Origin of the sequence: Pseudoroseicyclus aestuarii (assembly GCF_003217255.1) — a bacterium.
Lineage (GTDB): Bacteria > Pseudomonadota > Alphaproteobacteria > Rhodobacterales > Rhodobacteraceae > Pseudoroseicyclus > Pseudoroseicyclus aestuarii.
Window position 1 is genome coordinate 40615 of the sequence record NZ_QJTE01000003.1, and the last position, 24273, is coordinate 64887.

At 70.3% G+C, this 24273-nt stretch carries 26 protein-coding genes; 12 read left to right on the forward strand and 14 right to left on the reverse strand.

The window, feature by feature from the left end:
- Nucleotides 1–121 precede the first annotated feature (121 nt).
- The gene (gene ilvD, locus DFP88_RS09440; RefSeq protein WP_110814252.1) at nucleotides 122–1855 is read left to right on the forward strand and encodes a dihydroxy-acid dehydratase; all 1734 of its coding nucleotides are present in this window, start codon (nucleotides 122–124) and stop codon (nucleotides 1853–1855) included.
- 87 nt (nucleotides 1856–1942) lie between these two features.
- Nucleotides 1943–2167, forward strand: a complete 225-nt coding sequence (locus DFP88_RS09445) for a hypothetical protein (RefSeq protein ID WP_110814253.1) — start codon at nucleotides 1943–1945, stop codon at nucleotides 2165–2167.
- Between the two features lie 51 nt (nucleotides 2168–2218).
- On the opposite strand, the gene DFP88_RS09450 is transcribed toward DFP88_RS09445, so the two are convergent.
- From DFP88_RS09450 to DFP88_RS09490, 9 genes are all read right to left on the reverse strand, one after another.
- Nucleotides 2219–2719, reverse strand: coding sequence for a YciE/YciF ferroxidase family protein (locus DFP88_RS09450; RefSeq protein WP_110814254.1), 501 nt, complete (start codon nucleotides 2717–2719; stop codon nucleotides 2219–2221).
- 179 nt (nucleotides 2720–2898) lie between these two features.
- Nucleotides 2899–3648: a TIGR04290 family methyltransferase gene (locus DFP88_RS09455; RefSeq protein ID WP_110814255.1), complete on the reverse strand. Its 750-nt coding sequence runs from the start codon at nucleotides 3646–3648 to the stop codon at nucleotides 2899–2901.
- Nucleotides 3645–4634: a UDP-glucuronic acid decarboxylase family protein gene (locus tag DFP88_RS09460; RefSeq protein ID WP_110814256.1), complete on the reverse strand. Its 990-nt coding sequence runs from the start codon at nucleotides 4632–4634 to the stop codon at nucleotides 3645–3647. Before DFP88_RS09460 ends, DFP88_RS09455 begins: the two co-directional genes overlap by 4 nt.
- Nucleotides 4631–5737 (reverse strand): CgeB family protein, encoded by a 1107-nt coding sequence (locus tag DFP88_RS09465; RefSeq protein WP_110814257.1) that lies wholly within the window; start codon nucleotides 5735–5737, stop codon nucleotides 4631–4633. The genes DFP88_RS09460 and DFP88_RS09465 overlap by 4 nt, the downstream gene beginning before the upstream one ends.
- Nucleotides 5734–6813 carry a CgeB family protein gene (locus tag DFP88_RS09470; RefSeq protein WP_110814258.1) on the reverse strand — a complete coding sequence of 360 codons (1080 nt, stop codon included), beginning with the start codon at nucleotides 6811–6813 and terminating at the stop codon, nucleotides 5734–5736. The genes DFP88_RS09465 and DFP88_RS09470 overlap by 4 nt, the downstream gene beginning before the upstream one ends.
- Nucleotides 6810–7919 carry a CgeB family protein gene (locus tag DFP88_RS09475; protein ID WP_110814259.1) on the reverse strand — a complete coding sequence of 370 codons (1110 nt, stop codon included), beginning with the start codon at nucleotides 7917–7919 and terminating at the stop codon, nucleotides 6810–6812. The genes DFP88_RS09470 and DFP88_RS09475 overlap by 4 nt, the downstream gene beginning before the upstream one ends.
- A complete protein-coding gene (locus DFP88_RS09480) occupies nucleotides 7916–8998 on the reverse strand; it encodes a glycosyltransferase family 4 protein (protein ID WP_110814260.1) in 1083 nt (360 codons plus the stop codon). The genes DFP88_RS09475 and DFP88_RS09480 overlap by 4 nt, the downstream gene beginning before the upstream one ends.
- Entirely contained in the window at nucleotides 8995–10989 is a 1995-nt protein-coding gene (locus DFP88_RS09485; RefSeq protein ID WP_110814261.1) for an NAD-dependent epimerase/dehydratase family protein, read from the reverse strand. The genes DFP88_RS09480 and DFP88_RS09485 overlap by 4 nt, the downstream gene beginning before the upstream one ends.
- Nucleotides 10986–12092: an NAD-dependent epimerase/dehydratase family protein gene (locus tag DFP88_RS09490; protein WP_110814262.1), complete on the reverse strand. Its 1107-nt coding sequence runs from the start codon at nucleotides 12090–12092 to the stop codon at nucleotides 10986–10988. Before DFP88_RS09490 ends, DFP88_RS09485 begins: the two co-directional genes overlap by 4 nt.
- Before the next feature lie 232 nt (nucleotides 12093–12324).
- On the opposite strand from DFP88_RS09490, the gene DFP88_RS09495 reads away from it, so the two are divergent.
- From DFP88_RS09495 to DFP88_RS09510, 4 genes are all read left to right on the forward strand, one after another.
- Complete coding sequence (locus tag DFP88_RS09495) at nucleotides 12325–13338, forward strand: MDR/zinc-dependent alcohol dehydrogenase-like family protein (protein WP_110814263.1); 1014 nt, start codon at nucleotides 12325–12327, stop codon at nucleotides 13336–13338.
- Nucleotides 13335–14321, forward strand: coding sequence for a Gfo/Idh/MocA family protein (locus tag DFP88_RS09500; RefSeq protein ID WP_110814264.1), 987 nt, complete (start codon nucleotides 13335–13337; stop codon nucleotides 14319–14321). The genes DFP88_RS09495 and DFP88_RS09500 overlap by 4 nt, the downstream gene beginning before the upstream one ends.
- A gap of 168 nt (nucleotides 14322–14489) precedes the next feature.
- On the forward strand, nucleotides 14490–15425 hold the full coding sequence (locus DFP88_RS09505; RefSeq protein ID WP_110814265.1) for a calcium/sodium antiporter: 936 nt from the start codon (nucleotides 14490–14492) through the stop codon (nucleotides 15423–15425).
- A 217-nt stretch (nucleotides 15426–15642) separates the two neighbouring features.
- Nucleotides 15643–16431: a family 16 glycosylhydrolase gene (locus DFP88_RS09510; protein WP_110814266.1), complete on the forward strand. Its 789-nt coding sequence runs from the start codon at nucleotides 15643–15645 to the stop codon at nucleotides 16429–16431.
- 6 nt (nucleotides 16432–16437) lie between these two features.
- Here the strand turns inward: DFP88_RS09510 and DFP88_RS09515 are convergent, their stop codons facing one another.
- The gene (locus DFP88_RS09515; RefSeq protein ID WP_110814267.1) at nucleotides 16438–16710 is read right to left on the reverse strand and encodes a hypothetical protein; all 273 of its coding nucleotides are present in this window, start codon (nucleotides 16708–16710) and stop codon (nucleotides 16438–16440) included.
- Nucleotides 16711–16838: 128 nt separating this feature from the next.
- Here DFP88_RS09515 and DFP88_RS09520 point away from each other — a divergent pair, with 128 nt between their 5' ends.
- From DFP88_RS09520 to DFP88_RS09535, 4 genes are all read left to right on the forward strand, one after another.
- Nucleotides 16839–17591: a DUF6478 family protein gene (locus DFP88_RS09520; RefSeq protein WP_110814268.1), complete on the forward strand. Its 753-nt coding sequence runs from the start codon at nucleotides 16839–16841 to the stop codon at nucleotides 17589–17591.
- Nucleotides 17588–17974, forward strand: a complete 387-nt coding sequence (locus DFP88_RS09525) for a hypothetical protein (protein ID WP_110814269.1) — start codon at nucleotides 17588–17590, stop codon at nucleotides 17972–17974. Before DFP88_RS09520 ends, DFP88_RS09525 begins: the two co-directional genes overlap by 4 nt.
- 122 nt (nucleotides 17975–18096) lie before the next feature.
- Entirely contained in the window at nucleotides 18097–19002 is a 906-nt protein-coding gene (locus DFP88_RS09530) for a LysR family transcriptional regulator (protein WP_110814270.1), read from the forward strand.
- Nucleotides 19003–19083: 81 nt separating this feature from the next.
- Nucleotides 19084–19470 carry a hypothetical protein gene (locus DFP88_RS09535; protein ID WP_110814271.1) on the forward strand — a complete coding sequence of 129 codons (387 nt, stop codon included), beginning with the start codon at nucleotides 19084–19086 and terminating at the stop codon, nucleotides 19468–19470.
- A 3-nt stretch (nucleotides 19471–19473) separates the two neighbouring features.
- Here the strand turns inward: DFP88_RS09535 and DFP88_RS09540 are convergent, their stop codons facing one another.
- The gene (locus DFP88_RS09540) at nucleotides 19474–20439 is read right to left on the reverse strand and encodes a cation diffusion facilitator family transporter (RefSeq protein ID WP_110814272.1); all 966 of its coding nucleotides are present in this window, start codon (nucleotides 20437–20439) and stop codon (nucleotides 19474–19476) included.
- A gap of 72 nt (nucleotides 20440–20511) precedes the next feature.
- Between DFP88_RS09540 and DFP88_RS09545 the strand changes: the two genes are divergently transcribed.
- On the forward strand, nucleotides 20512–20925 hold the full coding sequence (locus DFP88_RS09545; protein WP_110814273.1) for a MerR family transcriptional regulator: 414 nt from the start codon (nucleotides 20512–20514) through the stop codon (nucleotides 20923–20925).
- Here DFP88_RS09545 and DFP88_RS09550 read toward each other — a convergent pair.
- The 3 genes from DFP88_RS09550 to DFP88_RS09560 are packed head-to-tail and all read right to left on the reverse strand — an operon-like array spanning nucleotide 20922 to nucleotide 23268.
- Entirely contained in the window at nucleotides 20922–21818 is an 897-nt protein-coding gene (locus DFP88_RS09550) for an OmpA family protein (protein ID WP_110814274.1), read from the reverse strand. The genes DFP88_RS09545 and DFP88_RS09550 overlap by 4 nt on opposite strands.
- Entirely contained in the window at nucleotides 21815–22534 is a 720-nt protein-coding gene (locus tag DFP88_RS09555; RefSeq protein WP_245904764.1) for a GNAT family N-acetyltransferase, read from the reverse strand. The genes DFP88_RS09550 and DFP88_RS09555 overlap by 4 nt, the downstream gene beginning before the upstream one ends.
- 11 nt (nucleotides 22535–22545) lie before the next feature.
- Nucleotides 22546–23268 (reverse strand): competence/damage-inducible protein A, encoded by a 723-nt coding sequence (locus DFP88_RS09560; RefSeq protein ID WP_110814275.1) that lies wholly within the window; start codon nucleotides 23266–23268, stop codon nucleotides 22546–22548.
- Between the two features lie 130 nt (nucleotides 23269–23398).
- Here DFP88_RS09560 and map point away from each other — a divergent pair, with 130 nt between their 5' ends.
- Nucleotides 23399–24220 carry a type I methionyl aminopeptidase gene (gene map / locus DFP88_RS09565; protein WP_425450827.1) on the forward strand — a complete coding sequence of 274 codons (822 nt, stop codon included), beginning with the start codon at nucleotides 23399–23401 and terminating at the stop codon, nucleotides 24218–24220.
- Nucleotides 24221–24273 lie beyond the last annotated feature (53 nt).

The following is a 24273-nucleotide window of genomic DNA, read 5'->3' on the forward strand; positions in this document are numbered from 1 at the left end:
GCCCCCGAGATAGGCTGCGCGCGTGCGAAACGCAACGCAATGGGGCACCGCCCGCCGCTCTTGCCCATGCGGCAGCGCGGGCCTAGGACGGATCAGCCAAGACCCCGAGGAGAGCCAGCCCGTGCAGAACACCCGCTTCGACAAGACAAAACTGCCCAGCCGCCACGTCACCGAAGGGCCGTCGCGGGCGCCGCACCGCAGCTACTACTACGCGATGGGCATCTCGGAGGAGGAGATCCACCAGCCCTTCGTCGGCGTCGCCACCTGCTGGAACGAGGCCGCGCCCTGCAACATCGCCCTGAGCCGTCAGGCGCAATCGGCGAAGATGGGCGTCAAGAAGGGCGGCGGCACCCCGCGCGAGTTCACGACCATCACCGTCACCGACGGCATCGCGATGGGCCACGAGGGCATGCGCTCTTCTCTCGCCAGCCGCGATGCCATCGCCGACACGGTCGAGCTGACGATGCGCGGGCATTGCTACGATGCGCTCGTCGGCCTTGCCGGCTGCGACAAGTCGCTGCCGGGCATGATGATGGCGATGGTGCGGCTGAACGTGCCTTCCGTCTTCATCTACGGCGGCTCGATCCTGCCGGGCAAGCTGAACGGCAGGGACGTCGTCGTGCAGGACGTCTTCGAGGCGGTGGGCCAGCATGCCGCCGGCAACATGTCCGACGCCGAGCTCGCGATTCTCGAGCGCGTCGCCTGCCCGTCGGCGGGCGCCTGCGGCGGCCAGTACACCGCGAACACCATGGCCTGCGTCTCCGAGGCGATCGGTCTGGCGCTGCTGAACTCCTCCGGCGCGCCGGCGCCCTACGAGAGCCGCGACCAGTACGGCGATTTCTCGGGGCAGGCCGTGATGACGCTGATCGAGAAGAACATCCGCGCCCGCGACGTCGTCACGCGGCAAAGCCTCGAGAACGCGGCGCGGGTCGTGGCCTGCACCGGCGGATCGACCAATGCCGGCCTGCACCTGCCGGCCATCGCGCATGAGGCGGGGATCGATTTCGACCTGCTCGACGTCTGCGCGATCTTCCACGACACGCCCTATTTCGTGAACCTGCGTCCGGGCGGCGAATATGTCGCCAAGGACCTGCACGAGGCCGGCGGCGTGCCCGTCGTGATGAAGGAACTGCGCAAGGCGGGCCTGCTGCACGAGAACTGCATGACCGCCAGCAGCATGAGCCTGGGCGAGGAGCTGGACCGCATCGAGCGCGAGGCCGATGGCCGCGTGATCCACACCGTCGCCAACCCGATCTCCGCCACCGGCGGCGTCGTCGGCCTGCAGGGCAACCTCGCCCCCGACGGCGCCATCGTGAAGGTCGCCGGCATGGCCGAGGAAGAGCGTGTCTTCACCGGCCCCGCCCGCGTCTTCGAATGCGAGGAAGAGGCCTTCGAGGCGGTGCAGAAGCGCGGCTACGAGGAAGGCGAGGTCATCGTGATCCGCAACGAGGGTCCCGCCGGCGGCCCCGGCATGCGCGAGATGCTCTCGACCACCGCCGCCCTGTCGGGGCAGGGCATGGGCAAGAAGGTCGCGCTGATCACCGACGGCCGCTTCTCCGGCGCCACCCGCGGCTTCTGCGTCGGCCATGTCGGCCCCGAGGCCGCGCATGGCGGGCCGATCGCGCTGGTGAAGACGGGCGACGTCATCACCATCGACGCGGTGAAGGGCGAGATCAGCGTCGATGTCACCCCCGAGGAGATGGACGCCCGCCGCGCCGCATGGCCCGGCCCGCGCGAGACCGAGTACCAGTCCGGCGCGCTGTGGAAGTACAGCCAGCTGGTGGGCTCGGCCCGCAAGGGCGCGGTGACCCACCCGGGCGCCACCGCCGAGCGCCACGTCTACATGGACCAATAGGCGCCTTCCGCCGGGCGGCCCGCGCGGGACAAGCGGGGGCCTCCGGCGGGGATATTTTCAAAGAGAAGAAGCAGGAGGGGGCGCATCATGGACGAGACGGTGGAAGGCCGGCTGATCGCGCTGCGCCAGGCCCTCGCGCTGGTCATCGCCGGAGAGGGGCGCGAGGCCATCCTCGAGCGGCTGGAGGTGCCGGTGCAGACGGGCGCCGAGGATCCGGGGCTGGACCCCGGCCCGGCTTTCGCCATCGAGGGCGCCGCAGCAGAGGAACGGCGCCTGCTGGCCGAGGCGGTGCGGCGCATCTCGGGGGACTAGGGAAAGGGCCCGGCGCAGCGCCGGGCCCTTTTTGTAGTGCGGGTCGAGAGATCAGGCGGCCTTGTTGAGGCCGTTCTCGGCGAGGTCGGTCAGCTTCTGATCCGCGGCCTTCTCTTCGGCCAGGGTCTGCTGGAGGAGGGCGGCGACCTCGGGATGGTTCAGCTCGCGACTCCAGGCGATCAGGCTGCCGTAGCGGGTGATCTCGTAGTGCTCTACGCCCTGGGCGGCGAAGGCGAGAGCGGCGTCGAGGACCTTGGGATCGCCGATATCGCCCGCGACCTCGTTCGCTTCCTTGATGATGCCGTCGATCGCGGGGCAGGTTGCGCCCTTCGCTTTCTGGCCCAGCAGCTCGAAGGCCTGCTCGAGCCGGCTGACATGGGTCTTCGATTCCTCGAGGTGGCTTTCGAAGGCCGTCTTAAGCGCCGGGCTGGTGGTCTTGCCGATCATCTTCGGCAGCGCTTTCACGATCTGCTGCTCGGCGTAGTAGATGTCCTGCAGCGCGTGGGTATAGAGGTCGTCCATCGTCTGGATGTCTTTGGTGAAGAGGGCCATGCGGCGTCTCCTTTCCTTGTGCGACGTGAGATGGAGGGGGGCTGCGGGCCGCCTAACGGTCCCGCGCGGCGCCCCGCGGCCATTGCACCTATAACGAGTGTCGGCCCGGCGCTGTTCCCGGGGCCTTCGCGCGCTCGGCGGCATCTCGCGGGAGCGGGCGCCTTCCTGCCGGGGGGTGCTTAGCGCGCGATGCGGGGCGGCGGCGACACGGCCTCGCCGCGGGGGCCGCGGCGGCAGAGGTAGACCTCGCGCTCTGGATGCGCCTCGATCACGAAGCCGGCGCTGCGCAGCATCGCGTCCATGGCCGCGCGGTTCGGCACGAACCAGTTCGTCGGATCCTTGGAGTAGCGCTTTTCGATGAAATGCAGCCGGGGCCAGGCGGCATCGTCGAAGATCGCCTGATCGTCGAAGTCGTAATCGGCCCGCGTCTCGTAATCCTCGGCCGAGCCGCGCTGCATCGACTGGAACAGCAGATGCTCGCCCACGACATGCTCGTGCAGCAGGTCGAGCGCCAGAAGCGGGTGGCGCAGGTGGTAGAGCACCCCCATGAAGATCACGAGATCGAAGCGCTCGCCCAGTTCGGCGACATGGTAGACGTCGAGCTCGCGGAACTCGATCTCGAGCCCCTCGGTCTGGGCGGCGAAACGCGCCTGCGCGAGGTAATGCGGGTCGCTGTCGATGCCGACCACGCGGGCGGCGCCGCGGCGCGCCATCTCCATCGCGTAGAAGCCGGCGTTGCAGCCGATGTCGAGGACCGTCTTGCCGGACAGATCCGCAGGCACGACGTGGGCGAAGCCCTCCCACTTGAACTGCGGGTAGTCGCCGAGGAAGTGCTCCGGCGCGGTCTGCTGCCCGCCGATGCGCAGGTTGTGAAACCAGGGGCCCAGATCCGCGATGCGGCGGGCAAGGGTGTCGTTATCCGAAGTCATATCCGTCCTTTCGCCGCCTCGGCGGGCTCGATGCCGAGATGCCGGGCGAACCAGTCCGCGGTCGCCTTGAGGCCTTGGGCCAGCGGCACCTCGGGCGACCAGCCCAGCAGCGCCTGCGCCCGGGCGATGTCGGGGCGCCGCATCTTGGGATCGTCCTGCGGCAGGGGCAGCGTCTGGTGCGGCAGGGCGCCGGGGATCAGGGCCTGCACCTGCTCGGCCAGCTCGAGGATCGTGAACTCGAAGGGATTGCCGAGGTTCACCGGCCCCTCGGGGCGCGGATCCACGGCCATCAGCGCCATCAGCCCCGCCACCATGTCGGTGACGTAGCAGAAGCTGCGGGTCTGCGTGCCGCTGCCATAGATCGTCAGCGGACGCCCCGTCAGCGCCTGGACGATCAGGTTCGACACGATGCGCCCGTCCTCGGGGTCCATCTGCGGGCCATAGGTGTTGAAGATGCGCGCGACGCGGACATCGGTGCCCATGCGGGCATGATCCCAGCACAGGGCCTCGGCGGCGCGCTTGCCCTCGTCGTAGCAGGCGCGGGGGCCGGTGCAGTTGACGTGGCCCCAGTAGTCCTCGGGCTGTGGGTGCTGCTCGGGGTCGCCGTAGACCTCGCTGGTCGAGGCCTGCAGGTAACGCGCGCCCTGCGCGCGGGCCAGCGCCAGCAGGTTCCGGGTGCCGATCACATTGGTCATCATCGTATGCACCGGATCGGCCTGGTAGCGCGGCGGGCTGGCGGGGCTCGCGAGGTTGTAGATCTCGTCGAGCCGCCCGAGGTCGGGAAGAGGCTCTGTCACCTCGGCCTGCACCACCGAGAAGCCGCGGTTGTTGAGCAGGGGCTGCACCGTCTCGCGCCGTCCGGTCAGGAAGCTGTCGAGGCAGATCACCCGCGCCCCGCCGGCCAGAAGCGCCTCGCAGAGGTGGCTGCCGATGAAGCCGGCGCCGCCCGCGACGAGCACGGTCCGCAGGGGGAGGGTGGGGGTCATGAGCCTGTTCCTTGCAGCCGGTGCGCCGGCGCTTCGGCGAGATCGGCGATCAGCTGCCGCGCGCGGGCGCGGCCCGTATGAGCCGCCTGCACGCGGGCGCGGGCGGCATCGGCCTGCCGCTGCCGCTGCGGGGGCGTCATCGTGGTCAGGGCGGTGACGACATCCTCGGTGCTGTCCGCCACGAGGATGGCCTCGCCCTCGGGCAGCACCTCGCCCAGCCCCTCCCAGCGGTCCGAGACGATGGGCGTGCCGCAGGCCGCGGCCTCGAACAGGCGGACGGAGGGCGACCAGCCGAGCGCCTTCATCGCGGAGCGGGTGACGTTGAGCGTGAAGCGCTGGGCGCCGTAGAAGGCCGCGTGCTCGCTGGGCGGCAGGTGGTCGATCCGCTCGACATTCTCGGGCCAGTCGATGTCATCGGGGTACTGCGGCCCGGCGACGACGAAGCGCATCTGCGGCAGGCGTCGCGCAGGCTCGATCAGCAGCTGCTCCAGCGGCGGCTGGCGGTCGGGCGAATAGGTGCCGAGGTAACCGAGGTCCCATGTCGCGGGCAGGTCCATCGGCGCATAGCGCGCCTCGTCCACGGCGCAGTAAAGCGGGCGCGGATCGCGGGCGCCGAAGTCGCGCCGCAGCACATCCAGCACGCGCCCGCCGGAAAAGGAGAAATAGGTGTCGAAGAAGGGCACCTGCCGCCGCGCGAGGTGATCCTCGCGCCCCGCGCGCAGATGCTCGAGCGTGACGGGCGTGTCGATGTCGTAAAAGCAGAAGGGCTGGGCGATGCGGCCCGCCTGCGCCGCCTCGTGCAGCCGGTCGATCAGCGCCTGCCCCTCGGGGACGTAGCTGCCGACGATCACCGCCGCCGCGTCGCGAAGCCTCTCGCCGTAGGTCCCGAAGACCTCGTCGAGGCTGTGGTACAGCCGCAGCTCGCAGAAGTCGGGATCGGGCAGGTCGCGCTGGCTGGCATACCAGGGCACGTCGCGTTCCAGGAACAGCACCCGCTGCCCCTCTGCCGCCAGCCCGCGGATCAGCGCGCGGAAAGTCGTGGCATGGCCGTTTCCCCAGGAGGAGGAGAGCGAGAGGCCGAGGATGACGATCTCGCCGCTCATGCCGTTTCCTTCGCCATATGCGCGCGGAAGAGGGCATCTACCTGCTCGGCCCGCTTGTCGTAGGTATGCCCGGCGAGAATGCGCTTGCGGGCGGCCTGGCCGATGGCCTCGGCCTGCTCGGGCCGAATTTCGCGCAGAAGCTGCGCCACCTCGGCGCCGCTGCGGGCGACCAGCACTTCCTCCCCCGGCTCGAGGAACTGCTCGATCCCCTCCCAGTAGTCGGTGATCAGGCAGGCGCCGGCGCCCGCCGCCTCGAAGACGCGGGTGGCGGGGGAAAAGCCGGTCGCCGCCATGCTGTCGCGGGCGATGTTCAGCACCATGCGCGGGCTGCGGTTGAAGGCGTTGTGGTCGCGCGTGCCGACATGGCCCAGGCGGGTGACGTTCCTGGGCACGTGATCCCAGCCCGAGCCGCCGATCAAAAAGCGCATGTCAGGCAGCATCCGGGCGGGGCCGAAGAAGAACTCCTCCACCCGCGCCTCGCGGTCTGGCAAGCGATTGCCGAGGAACCCCAGATCCCCGGCGAAGCGGGCTTCGGCGGGGACGGGGTGATGCGTGTCGGGATCACAGGCGTTGTAGATCGGAACGCAGGTCCGCGCGCCGAGGGCGGTATAGGCCTGCACCACAGGATCGCCGCCGCCGTAGGTCAGCACCATGTCGAGATCGGGCAAGGCGGCGCGCAGGGGGCTGTCGGGATCGGCCTGCATCTCGGCCAGCGTGGCGGGGGCATCGACGTCCCAGAACAGGCGCAGCGCACCGGGGCGCGCGGCCTTCATCACCTCGTCGAGGATCATGTCGTCCTCGTAGCCGACGCCGCTGGCCTTGACGACGATGTCGGCCTTTCCGGCCTCTGCCGCGACACAGCGCAGGGCGTCATGCGTGCCCTCCCAGACCACGACGCGGGCCCAGTCGGGCACCTCCATGTCGCGGTTGGCGCCGCGGTCGTGCACGTCGGGCTCGTAGAAGGTGATGTCGTAGCCATGCCCGGCGAGCGCGCGCAGCATGCCCCGGTAATAGGTCGCCGCGCCGTTCCAGTAGGAGGACAGCAGGCTCGATCCGTAAAAGGCGATACTGGTCATTCGGCGGCCTCTCTCGTCTCGCCGCGCAGGGCGGCGCTGATTGCCAGAAGCTCGTCGACCCGGTGCCGGCAGGTGTGCCGCGCCAGGATCGTCTCGCGGCCATGGGCGATCAGGCTGCCGCGCAGCCCCTCGTCCGACAGCACATCGCGCAGGCGCTGCTCCATCTCGGCCCCGTCGCGGGCAAAGAGGAAATCCACGCCGGGCCGGAACAGCCCCTCGGCATCGTCCCAGGGGGCGGAGACCAGCGGGATGCCGCAGGCCAGCGCCTCGAAGGGGCGGATGGTGGGGATGCCGGGCAGCGCCTCGACGTAGGGCCGGCGCGGGACATGCACCGTCACCCGGTGCCGGGCGAAGGCGGCGGGCGCGTCCGTATTGGCGATGGAGCCGCGGTAGGCGATGCCCGCGCGGGCGAGGCGATCCAGGGCGTGATCGGGGTAGCGCACGCCGTGGATCTCGGCCGTCAGGCCAAGGTGCTGCACCGGCTCCACGAGGAACTGCATCAGCTCCTCGCTGCGCTCGCCGTCGCCCCAGTTGCCGATCCAGACCAGATCGCCGGTCGTCGCGACATCGGGCAGGGGGTGGAACACCGTCTCGTCCGCGGCCTCGTGCCAGGTAAAGACCTGACCCGCCCAGCCGGCGTCGAGGTAGCGTTCGCGCAGCGCCTCGCCGAAGGCCAGAACACCGTCGTAGCCCGACAGATCGAAACCGGCGATCTCGTCGCTGGCGCTGACGGCGCGGTGATGGGTGTCGTGGAACAGCAGCTGGAAGGGCGCGCCCCGCGCCCGCGCCCGGCCAAGGCGCGCGACGAGGGCGGGGTCGGTCCATTCGTGAACCACCACGAGATCCGCATCGTCGAGCGCCGCCTCGTGGTCGAAATCCTCGGGGTAAATCTGCCAGCGCAGCTCGGGATAGACGGCGGCGAAGGCGTCGATCGCCTGCGGGCCGCGATCCGCGATCAGGTTCTCACGGCTCCAGCTTTGCGCGGGCTCCAGCGCCAGCACCTCGTGCCCGCGCCGCACCAGATCGCGCATCACGCCGCGCAGGAAATGCGCGTTGCCGTGGTTCCAGTCTGAGACCAGCGAATGGGTGTAGAAGACGATTATCATGCCGCGGCCTGTCCCGCCCTGACCCCGAGGGTCCGGTACAGATCGAGCACCGCCGCCACCTGCGCCTGCAACGAATAGCGTCGCGCCCGCTCGCGCGCGGCGCGGCCAAGGGCGGCGCGGCGCGGGGCATCGGCGGCCAGCGCGTTGATCGCCCCGCGCAGGGCCGGGGGATCGACGGGATCGAAGAAGGCGGCGGCGCCGTCCCAAAGTTCCCGGTAGGTCGGGATGTCCGCCAGCAGGAGCGGCCGCTGCGCCCGCGCCGCCTCGAGCGCGGCAAGACCGAAGGGCTCGTAGAGCGAGGGAGAGACGAAAAGGCCCGCCTGCCGCAGCAGCCCCATCGCCTGCCCGTGTTCCAGCGGGCCGGGGGCACCGGCGTAATGGATCGCGGCATGGCTGCCGTCGGGGCCTTCCGTTGCGCCCGCCATGGTCACCGGCCAGAGGCTGTCCTCGGCGGCGGCATCGAGGACGGCGGCATTCTTGCCCGCATCCCACCAGCGCGCGGCGGCAAAGACGTAATCCTCGCCCGTTCCGCCGCCCTCAGGCGCAAGGCTGGCGTTATGCACGACGGCTATGCGCGGCAGGCCCTCGTACACCGCGCCCATCGCCTTTGCATGGGCGGCAGAGGGGACGAGTGCGGCATCGGCGGCGCGCAGCCCGGCGCCCGTCAACTCGGCCTGCCAGGCCATGTCATCCGGCACGGCGCTGCCGCGCACGGCGGCGAACCATGTGGCGAGGCAGGAGTGCGAGGCGGCGACGACCGGCATCGCGACCTCCAGCTCCGCGCCCTGGCTGGGGTAGTTCAGATGCACGAGATCCGCGCCGCGACGCTCCGCCAGCGCCGAAAGCCAGGGCCCGACGGGCGCCAGCGCCTCGGGGCCCTTGGCCAGCCAGTCCAGCGGCGCCTCGCCCCAGTCGAGCGTGCCGATCCGCCGCGCCGCCTCGGCCTGCGCGGGCGACGGCGCGGGGCCGAGACCGGCGAAGGCGATCTCCAGCCCCTCGGCCCGCAGGCCCTGCGCAAGGTCCAGCGCGTAGCGCCAGACGCCGCCCACGGCGTCGAGGGTCATCAGTACCCGTGTCATGCCGAAAGCCTTGCGCCGTGGGCCTGCGGGACCCGGTGCTCCGCCAGCCATGCCGCCAGCCGGTGCAGCCCGTCCTTCCAGCCGACCTGCGGCTGCCAGCCGGTCTCGGCCTGCAGAAGGCGGGTATCGGCGACAAACCAAGGCTGATCGCCCTGCCGCCAGGTGTCGTAGCGCACGTCCACCTCGCGGTACGTGACGCGCCCGATCTCTTTCAGGACGCCGCGCAGGCTGACGGCATTGGCCGGGCCGCCGCCAAGGTTGAAGGCGCGGCCCTTCAGCCGGTCGATGTCGCCCAGCACCGCGCGATAGGCGGCGACGGCGTCCGAAACCTCGAGCACGTCGCGCACCTGATGGCCGCTGCCGTAGAGGGTGATCGCCTCGCCCTTCAGCGCGCGGATCAGGAAATGCGCGACCCAGCCCTGATCCTCGGTCCCGAACTGGCGGGGGCCGTAGATGCAGGACATGCGCAGCACCGCCGTCGGCAGGCCGTAGCTTTTCGCGTAATCCAGCACGTATTGATCCGCGACACCCTTGGAGCATCCGTAGGGCGTGGCGAAATCCAGCGGGCGGCTTTCGTCGACGCCATGCGCGGCCAATGCATTGTCATGCGGGGCGCAGCCCTCGGCGGTGTCCTCGACCGTCAGGTCGGCGAGGCTGCCATAGACCTTGTTCGTGCTGGCGAAGATCAGCGGCACCTGCCGCCCAGTGGCGCGCAGCGCCTCGAGCAGGTTGAGCGTGCCGCGGGCGTTGACCTCGAAATCCTCTAGGGGCGCGGTCAGGCTGGTGGTCACGGCGGTCTGCGCGGCAAGATGCACCACCGCCTCGGCATCGGCGACAGCGGCCGAGAGTGTCGAGGCGTCCCGCATGTCCACGGGCGCGGGATGGACGCGGCTGCCATGCCGCTCGATCAGCCATTCGAGGTTTTCTTCCACGCCCGAGCGCGAGAGGTTGTCGATGATCACGACCTCGCGCCCCTCGGCAAGAAAGCTCTCGGCAAGGTTGGAGCCGATGAAGCCCGCGCCGCCGGTGATCGCGACGGGCTTGGTCGCGTCGCCGATCCGGGGCGCGGCAAGACCCGTGACCTCGCGCACCCGCTCGGGCCCGCCGTCCGCCAGAAGCCGGGCCAGCAGCTTGGGCTGGCCCTCCGCCGTCGTGGCGCCAAGGTGATAGTGCCGGAGGTCAAAGAGCGGGCCTTCCTGCACGGCGGTGTCCTGCGTCAGGTCCTGCCAGCCGTACCAGTACATCCGCTCCGCCGACGCATCGAGCGCCTGGGCAAAGCGTCGCGCCTGCTCGATCCCGTCGTGGCGCCAGGTGGAATAGCCGGTCTCGGTGATCCAGATCTCGGCCTTCGGCGCGTGGCGATCCAGGATCTCGCGCATCTCGGCCAGATGGGCGTCCCAGCCCTTCCAGCTGCCTTCTTCGCTGTCCCATGTGCCGGGAAAGCCGTGAAACCCCACGGCATGCATAAGTTGAAGCAGCCCGCGCTCGCCCATCAGGTTCAGCCAGTAGGCGTCGAAGGGCGCGGGGCCGCCCAGCACCGGGCGCCAGCCGCGCTGGTCTGCCCAATGCGCAGCATTGGTGATCATCTCGCAGAACAGCTCGAAGCCGGTGTCCTCGCGCCAGTCCCAGTCCAGCAGGTTGTTGGGTTCGTTCCAAAGCTCGACGAATTTGAAATGTTCGCCGTGCCGGGTCAGCACGAGATCGATAAAATCGGCGTAGTCCTTGAGGACCTTCGGCGCGCCGGAGGTCCGGCCCGTCCGCGATAGCGAGGGCGGCGTGTAGTGCACGCAAGGTAGGACCTCGAAATGCTCGGCCAGCTTCGGAAACAGCCAGTCGTTCCACTCCGGACCGCCGGGGGCGAGGTATTCGGCCCAGCTCAGGTGCGTGCGGACCCATGCGGCGCCGCTGGCCTTGAGCTTCGGGATTTCGCGCTTGACCCGCTCGTATTCGCCGGGGCGGAACCATTCGACGAAGCCGAAGGGGGTGGTCACGATACCAGTCCCCGTGCCTCTAGCTGGCGGCGCATCTCGTCGCCCTTGTCGGTATGGGCCTGCCCCGCGACCCAGGCGACGAAGGGGCCGAGCGAGTCCTCCAGCCGGTGCTGCGGGGCGTAGCCCAGCAGATCGCGCGCGCGGCTGATATCGGGGAAGTTGTTGCGGATGTCGCCGGTCCGCGCCTTGTTCAGGATCTCGGGCGTCAGGTCCGGGCGGCCCATGGCTTCGGTCAGCAGCGTCGCGACCTGCGTGACGGTATAGACGTGGCCCGAGCCGATGTTGATGACCGATCCGGCAGCGCGATCCGACTCCATCGCAAGGCGGAAGGCGGCGGCGACGTCGCGCACATGGACGAAGTCCCGCTTCTGCTCACCGTCCTCGAAGATCGTCGGCCGCTGGTCGTTCGCGATGCGCGAGGCGAAGTTCGCCAGAACCCCGGTATAGGGGTTCGAAAGGGCTTGCCCCGCGCCGTAGACGTTCCACAACCGCAGCGCGACGGCGGGGATGTCATAGGCCTCGCCGAAGATCAGGACGGCCTGCTCCTGCTGGTACTTGGTCAACGCGTAGATCGAGGCGAGGTCGACGCGCTTGTCCTCGGTCGTCGCGATGGGCTCCAGCGGGGTGCCCTGCGCATCCTTGGGTTGCCAGTCGGCGGCGCGGATCGCGGCGGGACTGCGGCGCACCTTTTCCCGCAAGCTGCCGTCGGCGGCGCGGTACAGCCCCTCGCCATAGACGCTCATGGAGCTGGCGACGACGATGCGCTTCACGGGGTGCTGCGCGATCGCCTCCAGAAGGACGGCGGTGCCCAGATCGTTGGTGCCGACGTAGCGGGCGATCTCGTACATCGATTGCCCGACCCCGACCTCGGCGGCCAGATGGACGACGCCGTCGCAGCCCTCAAGGGCCTCTGCCACGGCATCCTTGTCGCAGATGTCGCCGCGCACCAGCACCGCCCCCTCGGGCAGAGCAGGCTCATGGCCGCCGTGGACCTGGTCGATGAGACTGTCGAGAATGCGAACGTTGTGTCCAGCGGCCAAAAGCTCTTCCGCCACGTAGCGGCCAATGAAGCCCGCGCCGCCTGTGATGAGTGTCGTCGGCATGAACGCCGTCTTCCAATCTGTCAGGATCATCCACAGGTCGAACAGGTTGAAGTTGCAATAGGTTCCCGCTGCTGATCCCGCTCCGGGCGAGGGTACGTATTCGTCCGCTTCCTCCGGATGTATGGCCGCTTTCCGTCGGGGCGGGCCGGGGTGCGCGGCTTGCGGGGCTTGCAGCCGGCGGCGCGTGCTTCATCTTCCGCCGCGTCGACAGACGGAACAGAAGGAAGCCGCGATGCCCGGACCCGATGCGACTGCGCCCCAAGGCGCCATGACCGCCGTGGAGGTCACCGCGCCCGGAGCGGTGCGGCTGATCGAGGCTGATCTGCCGCGGCCCGGCCCCGGCCAGATGCGCGTGCGCCTTGAGGGCTGCGGCGTCTGCGCCTCGAACCTCGGGCCATGGTCGGGGCCCGAATGGCAGCAGTTCCCGCTGGAGCCGGGCGCGCTGGGCCATGAGGGCTGGGGTATCGTCGAGGCGCTGGGCGAGGGGGCAGAGGGTTTCCCCGTCGGCAGCCGCGTCGCCTTTCAGGGCATGCATAGCTTCGCCAGTCACGACATCGCCGATCCGGCGCTGACGGTGGCCCTGCCCGAGGCACTGGCCGGGCAGCCGGTGCCGGCAGAGCCGCTGGGCTGCGCGATGAACATCTTCCGCCGGGCGCAGGTGCGGCCGGGCCAGACCGTCGTGATCATCGGCATCGGCTTTCTCGGCGCGCTGCTGACGCAGCTTTGCGCGCAGGCCGGGGCGCGGGTGATCGCCATATCGCGCCGCGAGGAAAGCCTTGCCCTCGCCCGCCGGATGGGCGCCGCCGAGACCGTGCCGATGCACGACCACTGGGAGATCATCGAGGCGCTGCGCGGCCTGACGGATGGCCGCTTTGCCGATGTGGTGATCGAGGCGGTGGGCAAGCAGTGGCCGCTCGATCTCGCGGCAGAGCTGACGGCGGAAGGCGGGCGGCTGGTGATCGCCGGCTACCACCAGGACGGCCCGCGGCAGGTGAACATGCAGCTGTGGAACTGGCGCGGCTTCGACGCGGTCAACGCGCATGAGCGCGACCCGGCGGTGGTGCGGCAGGGCATGGAGGATGCCGTGACGGCCTGGGCCGAGGGGCGGATCGACCCCGCGCCGCTCTTCACCCACGATTTCGCGCCCGAGCAGCTGGACGCGGCGCTCGATGCCACCCGCGACAAGCCCGAGGGCTTCGTCAAGGCGCTGATCCGCTTTGGCGGCGTTGAAGGAGAGGCCCGATGACCCGCCCGCGCATCGGTTTCCTCGGGCTCGGCTGGATCGGCCGGCACCGGATGCAGGCCATCGCCGAGAGCGGCCATGCCGAGATCGTCGCCCTTGCCGACCCCTCGCCCGAGGCGGTGGAGACGGCGGCGGAGCTTGCGCCCGATGCCGCGCGGGGCGCGACGATGGAGGATGTGCTTGCCGCCCGCCCCGATGGCGTGGTGATCGCCACCCCCTCGGCCCTGCACGTGCCGCAGGTGCTTCAGGCGCTGGAGGCGGGGGCGGCGGTCTTCTGCCAGAAGCCGCTGGGCCGCAATGCCGCCGAGGCGGCGCAGGCGGTCGAGGCCGCGCGCCGGGCGGACCTCCTGCTGGCGGCTGACCTGTCCTACCGCCACACCGCCGCCTTTGGCGCACTCATGGCGCAGGTGGAGGAGGGCGCGCTGGGCGATGTCTTCGCCGCCGACTTCACCTTCCACAACGCCTATGGCCCGGACAAGCCGTGGTTCTACGACAAGGCGCAGTCGGGCGGCGGCTGCCTGATCGATCTGGGCGTTCACCTCGTCGATCAGGCGCTCTGGCTGCTGGGCGCGGACGACCTGACCTGCACCTCGGCAAGCCTGTTCTCCGGCGGCGGACCTGTCGGGCCCGATGGCGTCGAGGATTACTGCGTCGCCAGCCTGCGCGCGCCGTCCGGCACGGCGATCCGCATCGCCTGCTCCTGGACGTTGCCCGCCGGGCGCGAGGCGGTGATCGAGGCGCAACTTTACGGCACGAAGGCCGGCGCCGAGGTGCGCAACGAGGCGGGGTCCTTCTACAACTTCTCCGCCTCGCGGTTCGAGGGGACGGCGGCACGCCCGCTCGTCTCGCCGCCCGACGACTGGGGCGGTCGCGCGGCGGTGGACTGGGCGCGGCGGCTGGCCGAAGGCGAGGGTTTCGACCCCGACACCGAGCGGCTGACGGTGCTGGCGCGGGTGATCGACGGGATTTACGCCGCCGCGCACTGACGCGGATCTTTTGCCTGCGAAAACTTTGCCATCCGGTGCCGGGCAGCTCTTGCGGCGCCGGCCCGGGCGCCTATTTGCAATCCGGCTCCGGGCCCCTCTGGCGAGCGCGCCGACCGCCTCGCGATGTCGGCGTCTCTGTCTCCATTCGTCGGCCCTGGACCCCTTTTCATGCTCTGGATCGCTCTTGCGGCAGGCCTCGTCCTGCTCGTCGCGGGGGGCGAGGCCCTCGTGCGCGGTGCCTCCGCGCTCGCTTCGCGCCTCGGCGTCTCGCCGCTGCTCGTCGGGCTGACCGTCGTCGGCTTCGGCACCTCGACCCCCGAACTCGTCACCTCGCTGCAGGCCGCCCTGTCGGGTAGCCCCGGCATCGCCTTCGGCAATGTCATCGGCTCCAACACCGCCAACATCCTGCTGATCCTGGGGCTTGCGGCGCTGCTCAGCCCCTTCGCGGTCGAACGGCGCGCCTTCCTGCGCGACGGGCCGGCGCTGGCCCTGGCCACGCTGGCCTGCCTCGGGGTGGTGCTCTGGGGGGCGTTGTCGCGGCCCGCGGGCGCGGTGCTGGTGGTAGGGCTGATCCTCTACCTTCTCTATGCCTACCGCTCGGAGCGGGGTCTTTCTGCGGCCGAGGCGGCGCCCGAGCAACCGGCCATGCGGCTGTCCATCGCCGCGCTCTGGGCTGTCGGAGGGATCGCGCTGACCGTGCTGGGCGCGCGCCTGCTGGTCGATGCCTCGATCACGCTGGCCGCGCTCTGGGGCGTACCGGACGAGGTGATCGGGCTGACCGTGGTCGCCATCGGCACCTCCCTGCCGGAGCTGGTGACCACTGTCGTCGCCGCCCTGCGCCGCCAGGGCGAGATCGCCTTCGGCAACGTCGTCGGATCGAACCTCTACAACATCCTCGGCATCCTCGGGATCACGGCTCTCGTCCGGCCGATCCCGGTGCCGCCGCAGATCGCGGCCCTCGACATCTGGGTGATGCTGGCGGCGACAGTGGCGCTGGTGGCGGTCTGCGTGAGCGGCTGGCGCGCGACGCGGGGCGAGGGGGCGGTGCTTCTGGCGGCCTACGGCCTCTACATCGGCTGGCTGGCGCTGGGCAGCCTGGCCTGACGGCCCTCTCGCGGAGGAGACAGGCGACCTGCGTCGCCGCGCCATGCCCCGCCAGGATGGATGCCCCCGTTAACGGGGGCATTACCATAAATGCAGTTAAAACACCGATCCATTCCTCCTCGATGCTAGGTGCGTCGCGGCAGCCGCCTGGGCTGCCCTGAAAACCACGATTGGCTTCTAGCAGTGCCGCCTATGCCGGGCGGCAGGAGAGATTGACATGAAACCCTTGGGGATCATTGCGGCACTGGCCGCGCTGCCCTTTGCGATTCCGTCCGCCGCCGCCGCGAGCGAGGCCTTCGAAACGTCTTTCGAATCCATGCACATGCGGGGCTGGTCGGTCAGCAACTACGACTTCAACTCCACCACTTTCGCCACCGACTGGCGGTCCTGGCAGGTGTCGATCGACGACGGCCTGACGCTTAGCCTCGATCCGCATCCCAGGTGCCCAAACGCCTATGCCGGCGCCTCGATCAAGCGCGACGAGCCGACGCATTACGGCCGCTACGAGGCGCGGTTCCAGGCGGCCCGCGGCGAGGGCGTGATCACTGGCTTCTTCACCTATACCGGCGAGTCTTACGGAACGCGCCACGACGAGATCGACATCGAGATCCTCGGGCGGGACACCACGCAGCTCAACATCGCCTGGTTCGTCGACGGGGCGCTGACCGACCACCGCATCGACCTCGGCTTCGACGCCTCGGAAGGGATGCATGACTACGCCTTCGAATGGCGCGAGGATCGCATCGACTGGTTCGTCGATGGGCGCCGCGTCTTCACGGCCCGGGCCGAGGATGGTCCCCTTCCCGCAGTGCCGGGCCGGGTCTTCGCGAATGTCTGGGCCGCCGATCCCTCCATCTCGCGCTGGTCCGGCGAGATCGGCCACAACGTTCAAACCGAGGCGCGGATCGAACGGCTGGGTTACAGGCCGCTCAACGAGGCTCCGCGGGAGCGGTGGATGCGCCTGGCCCATGCGCCGGTCCCGGTGATGACCCGCATCCCGGATTGAGGTGGGTCAGTCCGCCGTGTCGCGGCTGACGAACTTGTTGAAGCGGCTGGTGCTGCCGTCCTGCGTCTTGTCCTGGTAGAGGAAGGCGAGGTCGCTGTCCTCGAAGACGCGGAAGAAATCGTCCCAGCTGATCTTCTGCAGGTTCTCCTCCTCGGGGCCGAAGTCGATGCGCAGTACGCCGCCCTCGCCGGTGCCCTCGACGCGGGCGGGATGGCCGTCCCGCTCTTCGGCCCAGCGGCGGATCGTGTCGTGGTCGGTCGTGGTATGCGAGGATGACATGCCCGGCTCCTTACAGTTTTAGGCTCGCCGCATAACGCGAAGCTGCGGCTTCGGTTGCGGCGGCGCCGGCTGAATGGCACGAAGGGGATGCAGCCCCAGGTTGCGGGGCGCAGGGCAGGGATCGGCGCATGGCGCGCGGCGGGATCATCGGCAGGCTCGGCCAGCGGCGCGATCTGAGGCGCTGGCAGGCGGCGGCGCAGCGGGCCGCGCGCATGCCCCTGCCCGGGCTGATAGCGCAGAGGCAGGCGGCGCGCACGATGCGCGCCGCGCTCGACCGGCTGGAGCATGTGGCCGCCCGCCGGATCGCCCCGGCGCTGCCGCCCGCGCAGCCCGGCACCGACTGGGTCTGGCGGCCCGAGGCGCTGCTGCTGCCGCTGGCGCAGCGGCAGGTCGAAGGCGTCGCCAGCGGCACCGCGCTGGCCTGCGCCGATGGCAGCCCCGGCGTCGCGCTGTTTCACGACGACCCCGACGAGGCGCCCGAGATCATGTTGACGCAAGGTGGTCACGCCCCGCCCCTCGCGCTGACGCTCGATGTCTATGCCAGCGCCGCGGGCTTCGTCAGCCTTGTGCTGGCGCTGCCCGAGGCGGCCTGCGCGGGGCTTGAGGGGCGGCATATCATCGGCCTTCGGGTGCAGCTTCAGGTAGAGCCGGTGGGCCATGCCGTCGCGCGGCTGAACCTTCGGCAGGGGCCGGAGGTGCTGCAGCGCCAGCTGCCGCTGGCCGCGGGTACCCAGCAGGTGGAGTTCGACCTGGCCGAGCTGTCCCTTCTGCCCCGGCCCGTGTACGAGGCCTGGATCGACCTGATCCTCGACCGCCCCGCGATGACCCGCATGGTGCTGCGAGACCTGTCGCTGGCGCGCTATCCCCGCGCGCCGCTGTGACGGGGGATCTGACCCTCGTCCCCACGCGGCTGCGCGACGGGCTGTGGGAGGGGCTGCTGTCCGGTCCGCCGGGGCCCGCCCCGCCGATCGAGGCGCGCCTGCGGGGGCAGTCCCTGCCGGAGCTGAGCCTGGCCGAAGAGGCGCCGGGCCGCTGGCGGGTGCGGCTGCCCGTCCCGGCAGAGGCGATCAGCGACGGGGTCCAGAGCATCGCCTTCACCGATCCCGCGGGCGACAGGGTGCTGGCCCGCCTGACGCTTGTGATGGGAGAGGCGAGCGAGGGCGAGATCTGGGCCGAACTTGAGCGACTTCGTGGCGAAATCGCCATGCTTGCCCGGGCGTTTCGCCGGCATTGCCGGGAAACAGACAATTCACGCAAGGATTAGCGGGCCTCCGTTTCCATCCCGGCGCCTGTCTCAGACTGACCGCGATATTACCGCTGCTAAGCCGCCTTGGTGCCCAGATCCGGCGCGACACAATCTCTCCATTATCCACGAAAGGTGATGCGATGGACCGGCTGACCGAAATGGAGGCCTTCGCGACCGTGGTGGACCAGGGCGGGTTCACCGATGCGGCCAAGAAGATGGGGATCTCCAAGTCGGCGGTCTCCAAACACGTCAGCGCGCTCGAGGCGCGGCTGGGCGCGCGGCTGCTGAACCGCACGACGCGGCGCGTCAGCCCGACCGAGATCGGGCTGGCCTACTACGACCGCGCCCGCCGTGTCCTGAACGACGCCGGCGAGGCCGATGCCCTCGTCACCTCGATGCAATCGGCGCCCTCGGGCCTTCTGCGCATCTCGGTCGCGACGGATTTCGGCGTCAATCACCTCTCGCCGGTGCTGGGCGACTTCCTGAGCGAGTACCCCGAGATCACCGTGAACATGGTACTGAACAACCGCTACGTGGAGCTGATCTCGGAAGGCTTCGACATGGCGGTGCGGATCGGCGAGCTCGAGGATTCCTCGCTGCGCGCCCGCAAGCTGACCGAAACCAGCAAGCGGATGATCGCCGCGCCCTCCTATTTCGAACGGTACGGCCGCCCGCAGCGCATCGACGATTTGAACGAGCACAAGCTGCTGCATTACTCCAACGCCTCGAACGGCGCGGTCTGGAAGCTGACCGCCCCCTCGGGCGAGAAGCGGCAGGTGCGCACCGCCGGCTGGCTGACGGTGAACGATGGGCAGAGCCTTCTGAACGCCTGCATCGGCGGGCTCGGCATCGCCTACCTGCCCAACTTCCTCTACGCCGACGCCATGGCCAAGGGCCTCGTGGAGGAGGCGATCCCGGATCTGCCGCACGAGATGCAGGGCATCTACGCGGTCTACCCGCCGGGGCGCTTCACGCAGCCCAAGGTGCGGGCTTTCATCGATTTTCTGGTGGGTGCCTTTGCGGAAAAGGGCCCCGGCACCTGGTGACCGGCGGCGGCAGCTTGTCATCCCCCGCCCCGCGCCGCAGAACCTGCGGGCAAAAGGGCACGACGAAGAGGACGATGGCCGATGTATACTGCGATGCTGGGGGCCCATGGCGGCTTCGCCTTTCTGGCGATGATCCTGACATTGGGCTGGGCCGCGCTGGTGCTGGTCGCGCCGAAGCCGGTTCCGGCCACCGGTCCAAGCCCGCTGCAACGGGGCGTCTACGGTGGCGCGATGGGCATGACCGGCCTCGTCGGCCTGCTGGGCCTCGTCATGGTGATGATGGGCAACTGGGCCGGCGCGGGCTTTGCCTGGGTCGGGCTGATGCTGGTGGTGCTGCACGCTGTGGCCGGCGCCCGCAGCCGCAGGGCGCTGGCAAGCGGCGCCAAGAGCAGGGCGACCGTGCTGGCCGCGCTGCAGGTGCTGACGCTGCTCCTGTCCTGGTGGCTGATGGTGGCCAAGCCGTTCTAGGGCTCAGGCATCGCCGATCAGCTGCGCGTCCTCGCAGGCGTGGCGGGCGCATTCCATCTCGAGCGTGACGTGGCCGATGCCGAAGCGCTCGGCCAGCGCGGCCTTGATCCGCGCCTTGATCGCATCGGCCTGATCCCAGCGCCCCGGCTCGAGGACCACGTGGCTTTCGAGGGCGGGGGTATTCTCCTGCATCTCCCACAGGTGGACATGGTGCAGGTCCGCGACGCCCTCGATGCCGCGCAGCGCCGCCAGCACCTCCTGCGTGTCCAGCCCCGCGGGCGCGCCGAGCATCAGCACGCGGATCACGCCGCCGATCTCCGAAACCGACATCCACAGGATATAGCCCGCGATCACCAGCGTCAGCAGCGGGTCGAGGATCGTCCAGCCGAACAGCAACACGCCCGCCCCGGCGATGATCACCGCGACGGAGCCGGCGGCATCGGCGAGGTTGTGCAGGAAGGCGGCGCGGATGTTCGCGCTGCCCTTCGACATGGAAAAGGTCAGCAGCGCAGTCGCCAGATCCACCACCAGCGCGAGGGCGGCGACCCAGATCACGATCCAGCCGCGCACCGGCTCGGGCTCGGCCAGCCGCCAGAGCGCTTCGTATCCGAGGTAGAGGCCGAGGATGATCAGCGTGGTGTAGTTCACCAGCGCGGCGACGACTTCGGCCCGGCCATAGCCGAAGGTCATCACCGCATCGGCCGGGCGCCGCGCGATCTTGCGGGCGACGAAGGCGATCACCAGAGAGAGCGCGTGGCTGAGGTTGTGCAGCGCATCCGCGATCAGCGCGAGGCTGCCCGAGACGAGGCCACCCACCACCTGCGCCACCGTCAGCAGCAGGTTCACCCCGATGGCCCCCGCGACACGCCAGTCGCCCGCGGCGGGGTCGATGTGGTGGTGGGCATGGCCGTGGCCGTGTCCTTGCCCGTGGTCATGCCCGTGCGAATGATGGTGGCCGCCGCCGCTCATGGCGCTCTCCTTGCTTGCCTGGCGGAGAGAACCTAGTCTCTCTAGTCGCTAGAGGGTCAAGGGAGCCACATCATGTTTTCCATCGGAGAGCTTGCGGCGCGGACCGGCCTCAAGGTGCAGACGATCCGCTGGTACGAAGGGCAGGGGCTGATCGAGGAGCCGGCGCGCACCGAGGGCGGCCAGCGCCGCTACGACGAGGAGGGGCTGCGCCGCCTCGCCTTCATCAAGCATGCGCGCGACCTTGGCCTGCCGCTCGATTCGGTGCGGGCGCTGATCGCCCTGCAGGGGCGCGAGGGGGCGCCCTGCGACGGCGCGCATCGGATCGCCGCCGAGCATCTGGAGGCCCTGCGAGAGCGGATCGCCCGGCTGCAGCGGCTGGAGGCGGAGCTGGCGCGCATCGCGGCCATCGACGACGCGGGCGAGGCCGGGAATTGCCGCGTACTCGACGCTTTCGCCGATCACGGCGCCTGCCGGGCCCCGCACTAGGGCAGCAGCACTGCCTCGACCCGGCGATTGGCCTCGCGTCCCGCGGGCACGGCATTGCTGGCGAGGGGAGAGAGCCAGCCCATCCCCTGCGCCTGCATCCGCGCGGCCCCTACGCCCAGCCCCTCGAGCGCCTGCATCACCGCCGCGGCGCGGGCGCGCGAGAGGGCGATGTTGCCGTCGAGCGCGCCGGTGGCGTCCGTATGGCCGACCAGCGCGATGCGGGCCTCGGGATTGTCCGCCATCCACTCCGCCAGCGCCTCCAGCGCCGGGTAGTCTCCGGTCGGCAGGGCCGTGGCGCCAGAGGCGAACTCGATGCCGGAGAGCACGGCATGCCCCGCCGCCTCAAGCGCGGCACCGATTCCGGCGGGTGCCTCTGCCTCCACCACGGCCTGTGCCGCCGGTTCGGGCCGCGCCTCCGCGGGCGACAGGCGCAGGATCTGCAGGTAGCCCGCCGTCTCGCTGCGGCTGGCCAGCAGCGTCAGCCCGCGGTCCCCGCGCCGGGCGGAGAGGAAGCGGAAATCGCCGAGGTTGACGAACATCTCCGGCGGCGGCACCGCATCGATGCCGAAGCGGAAGTCGAAGCCGCCGCAGCCCTCGGTCCCGCAGTCGAGCAGGATCTCCCATCCCGCGGCCTCGACCTGCTGGCGCAGCGGCGCCATGAGCTGGGCGGTGGTGCGGGTGCCGGGGATGCGCCAGACCTGCCGCGACAGGCTGCCCGTCAGGGCCTGCGCCGGCGGGGCCGCGCCCTCGGCCGGTGCGGTCGGCAGGGCGAGGCTGGCGGCCTCCTCCGCCTCCTCGATCACGCGGGTCGCGCCGGACGGCAGGTCCAGCCCCTGCGCGGTGGCGGGGGCAGGGGTGAGAGCCCAGAGCAGGATCAGGAGGCGCGCCTTCACGCGTCTGCGCGGCGGTAGTGGTAGCCGCCCACCTCGGCCAGGCCAGCCGAGCGGTAGAGCGCCAGCGCGCCCGCGTTCGCGCGCGTCACCGCCATCGCCAGCCACGCCGCGCCCCGGTCCCGCGCCCAGCCCGCGGCCCCGGCCAGGATCGCCCGGCCAAAGCCCCGGCGGCGGCAGTCCCGCCGCACCTCGAGCGCGTGGAGCACGGCGATGCCCTCCGCGCAGGCGACGAAGCCGGTCGCGGCAAGCCGCCCCTCCTGCGGGGCCAGCAGTACGGTCTTGGGGCCCGCGGCGCGGGCCATGACGGCTTGCCGGCCCGCGTCGATGCCGCCTGCCAGCCAAAGCGCTTCGGCCTCTGCCGGGGGCGGCCAGGCACAGGCCGCGCCCGCCTCCTGCGCCATTCCGGCAACCCGCGCGGCGAGGATCACCGTGGGATCGGCCGTCCTGTATTCGCGCTGCGCCAGAAGATCGTCGAGGGCGGCATCCTCGGGCCGGCTCGCGCGGATCATGAACAGCGGGACCTGGCCCATGCGCCTCATCGCGGCCTCGGCGGCGGCAATGTCATCGGGCGCGACGGGACCATGGGAGGTGGCGGCGCTGGTGCGGCTGCCGCCGCCCAGCCCCTCGCGCAGCAGGACGGGGCCCTGCGACCAGGCGCGGGCGGGCGGCCATGTCGCTGCCATGGCGCTGGCCAGCGCCGCGGGATCGGGCGCCACGCCGCCCTCCGTCACGGCGCCAGCAGCGTCGAGAGCCGGACGATCGCCTCGTCCACGCGGGCGCCGTCCGGGCCGCGCACAACGACGTTCACGCCATGGCCGCCGTCTTTCTCGAAGGGGTAGGAGCCGACGGAGAGATCGGAAAACTCCGCCGCCAGATCGGTCAGCACGCCCGCGATATCGCCCTCGCCGCGATCCACGCGCAGGGTCTGCGACAGCAGCGGGCGCCCGCCGGTCAGCCCCGGCAGTAGCCCCGCGAGCATCGCCTCGAAGATCGACGGCACGCCGGCCATGACGTGGATGTTGCGGATCGAGAATCCGGGCGCCGCGCTGATCGGGTTGTCGATCAGCGTCGCGCCTTCGGGGATGCGGGCCATCCGGCGCCGCGCGTCGTTCAGGCTCTGGCCACGGGCGGTGTAGTGCCGCTCGAGGATCTCGAGCGCATCGGCGCGCTCGGTGATCGGCAGGTCCAGCGCCGCCGCCACCGCCTCGGCGGTGATGTCGTCATGCGTCGGCCCGATGCCGCCCGAGGTGAAGACATGGGCGTAGCGCCCGGACAGCTTCCAGACGGCATCGGCGATGGCCGTGCTCTCGTCCGAGATGAAGCGCACCTCGCGCAGGTCGATGCCGCGCAGCGTCAGCTCCTGCGCGAGGTGGTGAAAGTTCTTGTCGCGGGTGCGGCCCGACAGGATCTCGTCGCCGATGACGAGCATGGCGGCTGTGGGATTGGGCATCTCGGGCCTCGTGGCGGTTGGGCCGCGGCGCTGGCCGCGCGGCCCCTTCGAGGCGGCACGGGCCGTCCCGGCGGGGTGGATTCATACCGTCACAAAGCCTATGTGAAGCCATGGACGAAAGGAAGGCACGGTGGACAGCACGGTGGACGAGCGCAAGGGACGACTGACCCGGGACGGTATCCGGATCCACGAGGCCGCTGATTTCGCGGGGATGAACAAGGCGGGGCGCCTCGCCGCGCAGATCCTCGACGACATCGCCGAGCATGTGACCGTGGGCCAGCGCACCGCCGAGATCGACCGCCTGATCACCAAAATGGTCGAGGGTGCGGGCGCCACCAGCGCCACCATCGGCTACAAGGGCTATCAGCACGCCTCCTGCATCAGCGTGAACCACGTCGTCTGCCACGGCATTCCCGGCGACAAGAAGCTGAAGGACGGCGATATCCTGAATATCGACGTCACGGTGATCGTCGATGGCTGGTACGGCGATACCAGCCGCATGTATGTCGCTGGCAAGCTGGGCCGGAAGGCCGAGCGGCTGCTGCAGGTTACCCACGATTCCCTGATGCTGGGGATCGAGGCGGCGCGGCCCGGCAATACCTTCGGCGACATCGGCGCGGCCATTCAGACCTACGTCGAGGAGCAGGGCATGTCGGTGGTGCGCGATTTCTGCGGCCACGGGCTGGGCCGCGTGTTCCACGCCCCGCCGAACGTGCTGCACTACGGCCGCCCCGGCACCGGCCCGACGCTGGAAGAGGGGATGTTCTTCACCATCGAGCCGATGGTGAACCTGGGCCGCCCCGACACCAAGGTCCTCGCCGACGACTGGACCGCCGTGACCCGCGACAAGTCGCTTTCGGCGCAGTTCGAGCATTCCATCGGCATCACCGCCCAGGGCGCGGAGGTCTTCACCCTCTCGCCCGGCGGGCGCTTCCACCCGACCTGGGGCTGACGCCTCGAGGTCAGGGCGGGTCCGAGGGCGGCTGTGTCTGCGGCGGCACGCCC

Coding starts and splice junctions, on each gene's coding strand:
- DFP88_RS09445 (WP_110814253.1), top strand. CDS start 1,943: ATGGACGAGACGGTGGAAGGCCGGCTGATCGCGCTGCGCCAGGCCCTC.
- DFP88_RS09450 (WP_110814254.1), bottom strand. CDS start 2,719: ATGGCCCTCTTCACCAAAGACATCCAGACGATGGACGACCTCTATACC.
- DFP88_RS09455 (WP_110814255.1), bottom strand. CDS start 3,648: ATGACTTCGGATAACGACACCCTTGCCCGCCGCATCGCGGATCTGGGC.
- DFP88_RS09460 (WP_110814256.1), bottom strand. CDS start 4,634: ATGACCCCCACCCTCCCCCTGCGGACCGTGCTCGTCGCGGGCGGCGCC.
- DFP88_RS09465 (WP_110814257.1), bottom strand. CDS start 5,737: ATGAGCGGCGAGATCGTCATCCTCGGCCTCTCGCTCTCCTCCTCCTGG.
- DFP88_RS09470 (WP_110814258.1), bottom strand. CDS start 6,813: ATGACCAGTATCGCCTTTTACGGATCGAGCCTGCTGTCCTCCTACTGG.
- DFP88_RS09475 (WP_110814259.1), bottom strand. CDS start 7,919: ATGATAATCGTCTTCTACACCCATTCGCTGGTCTCAGACTGGAACCAC.
- DFP88_RS09480 (WP_110814260.1), bottom strand. CDS start 8,998: ATGACACGGGTACTGATGACCCTCGACGCCGTGGGCGGCGTCTGGCGC.
- DFP88_RS09490 (WP_110814262.1), bottom strand. CDS start 12,092: ATGCCGACGACACTCATCACAGGCGGCGCGGGCTTCATTGGCCGCTAC.
- DFP88_RS09495 (WP_110814263.1), top strand. CDS start 12,325: ATGCCCGGACCCGATGCGACTGCGCCCCAAGGCGCCATGACCGCCGTG.
- DFP88_RS09500 (WP_110814264.1), top strand. CDS start 13,335: ATGACCCGCCCGCGCATCGGTTTCCTCGGGCTCGGCTGGATCGGCCGG.
- DFP88_RS09505 (WP_110814265.1), top strand. CDS start 14,490: ATGCTCTGGATCGCTCTTGCGGCAGGCCTCGTCCTGCTCGTCGCGGGG.
- DFP88_RS09510 (WP_110814266.1), top strand. CDS start 15,643: ATGAAACCCTTGGGGATCATTGCGGCACTGGCCGCGCTGCCCTTTGCG.
- DFP88_RS09515 (WP_110814267.1), bottom strand. CDS start 16,710: ATGTCATCCTCGCATACCACGACCGACCACGACACGATCCGCCGCTGG.
- DFP88_RS09520 (WP_110814268.1), top strand. CDS start 16,839: ATGGCGCGCGGCGGGATCATCGGCAGGCTCGGCCAGCGGCGCGATCTG.
- DFP88_RS09530 (WP_110814270.1), top strand. CDS start 18,097: ATGGACCGGCTGACCGAAATGGAGGCCTTCGCGACCGTGGTGGACCAG.
- DFP88_RS09535 (WP_110814271.1), top strand. CDS start 19,084: ATGTATACTGCGATGCTGGGGGCCCATGGCGGCTTCGCCTTTCTGGCG.
- DFP88_RS09540 (WP_110814272.1), bottom strand. CDS start 20,439: ATGAGCGGCGGCGGCCACCATCATTCGCACGGGCATGACCACGGGCAA.
- DFP88_RS09545 (WP_110814273.1), top strand. CDS start 20,512: ATGTTTTCCATCGGAGAGCTTGCGGCGCGGACCGGCCTCAAGGTGCAG.
- DFP88_RS09560 (WP_110814275.1), bottom strand. CDS start 23,268: ATGCCCAATCCCACAGCCGCCATGCTCGTCATCGGCGACGAGATCCTG.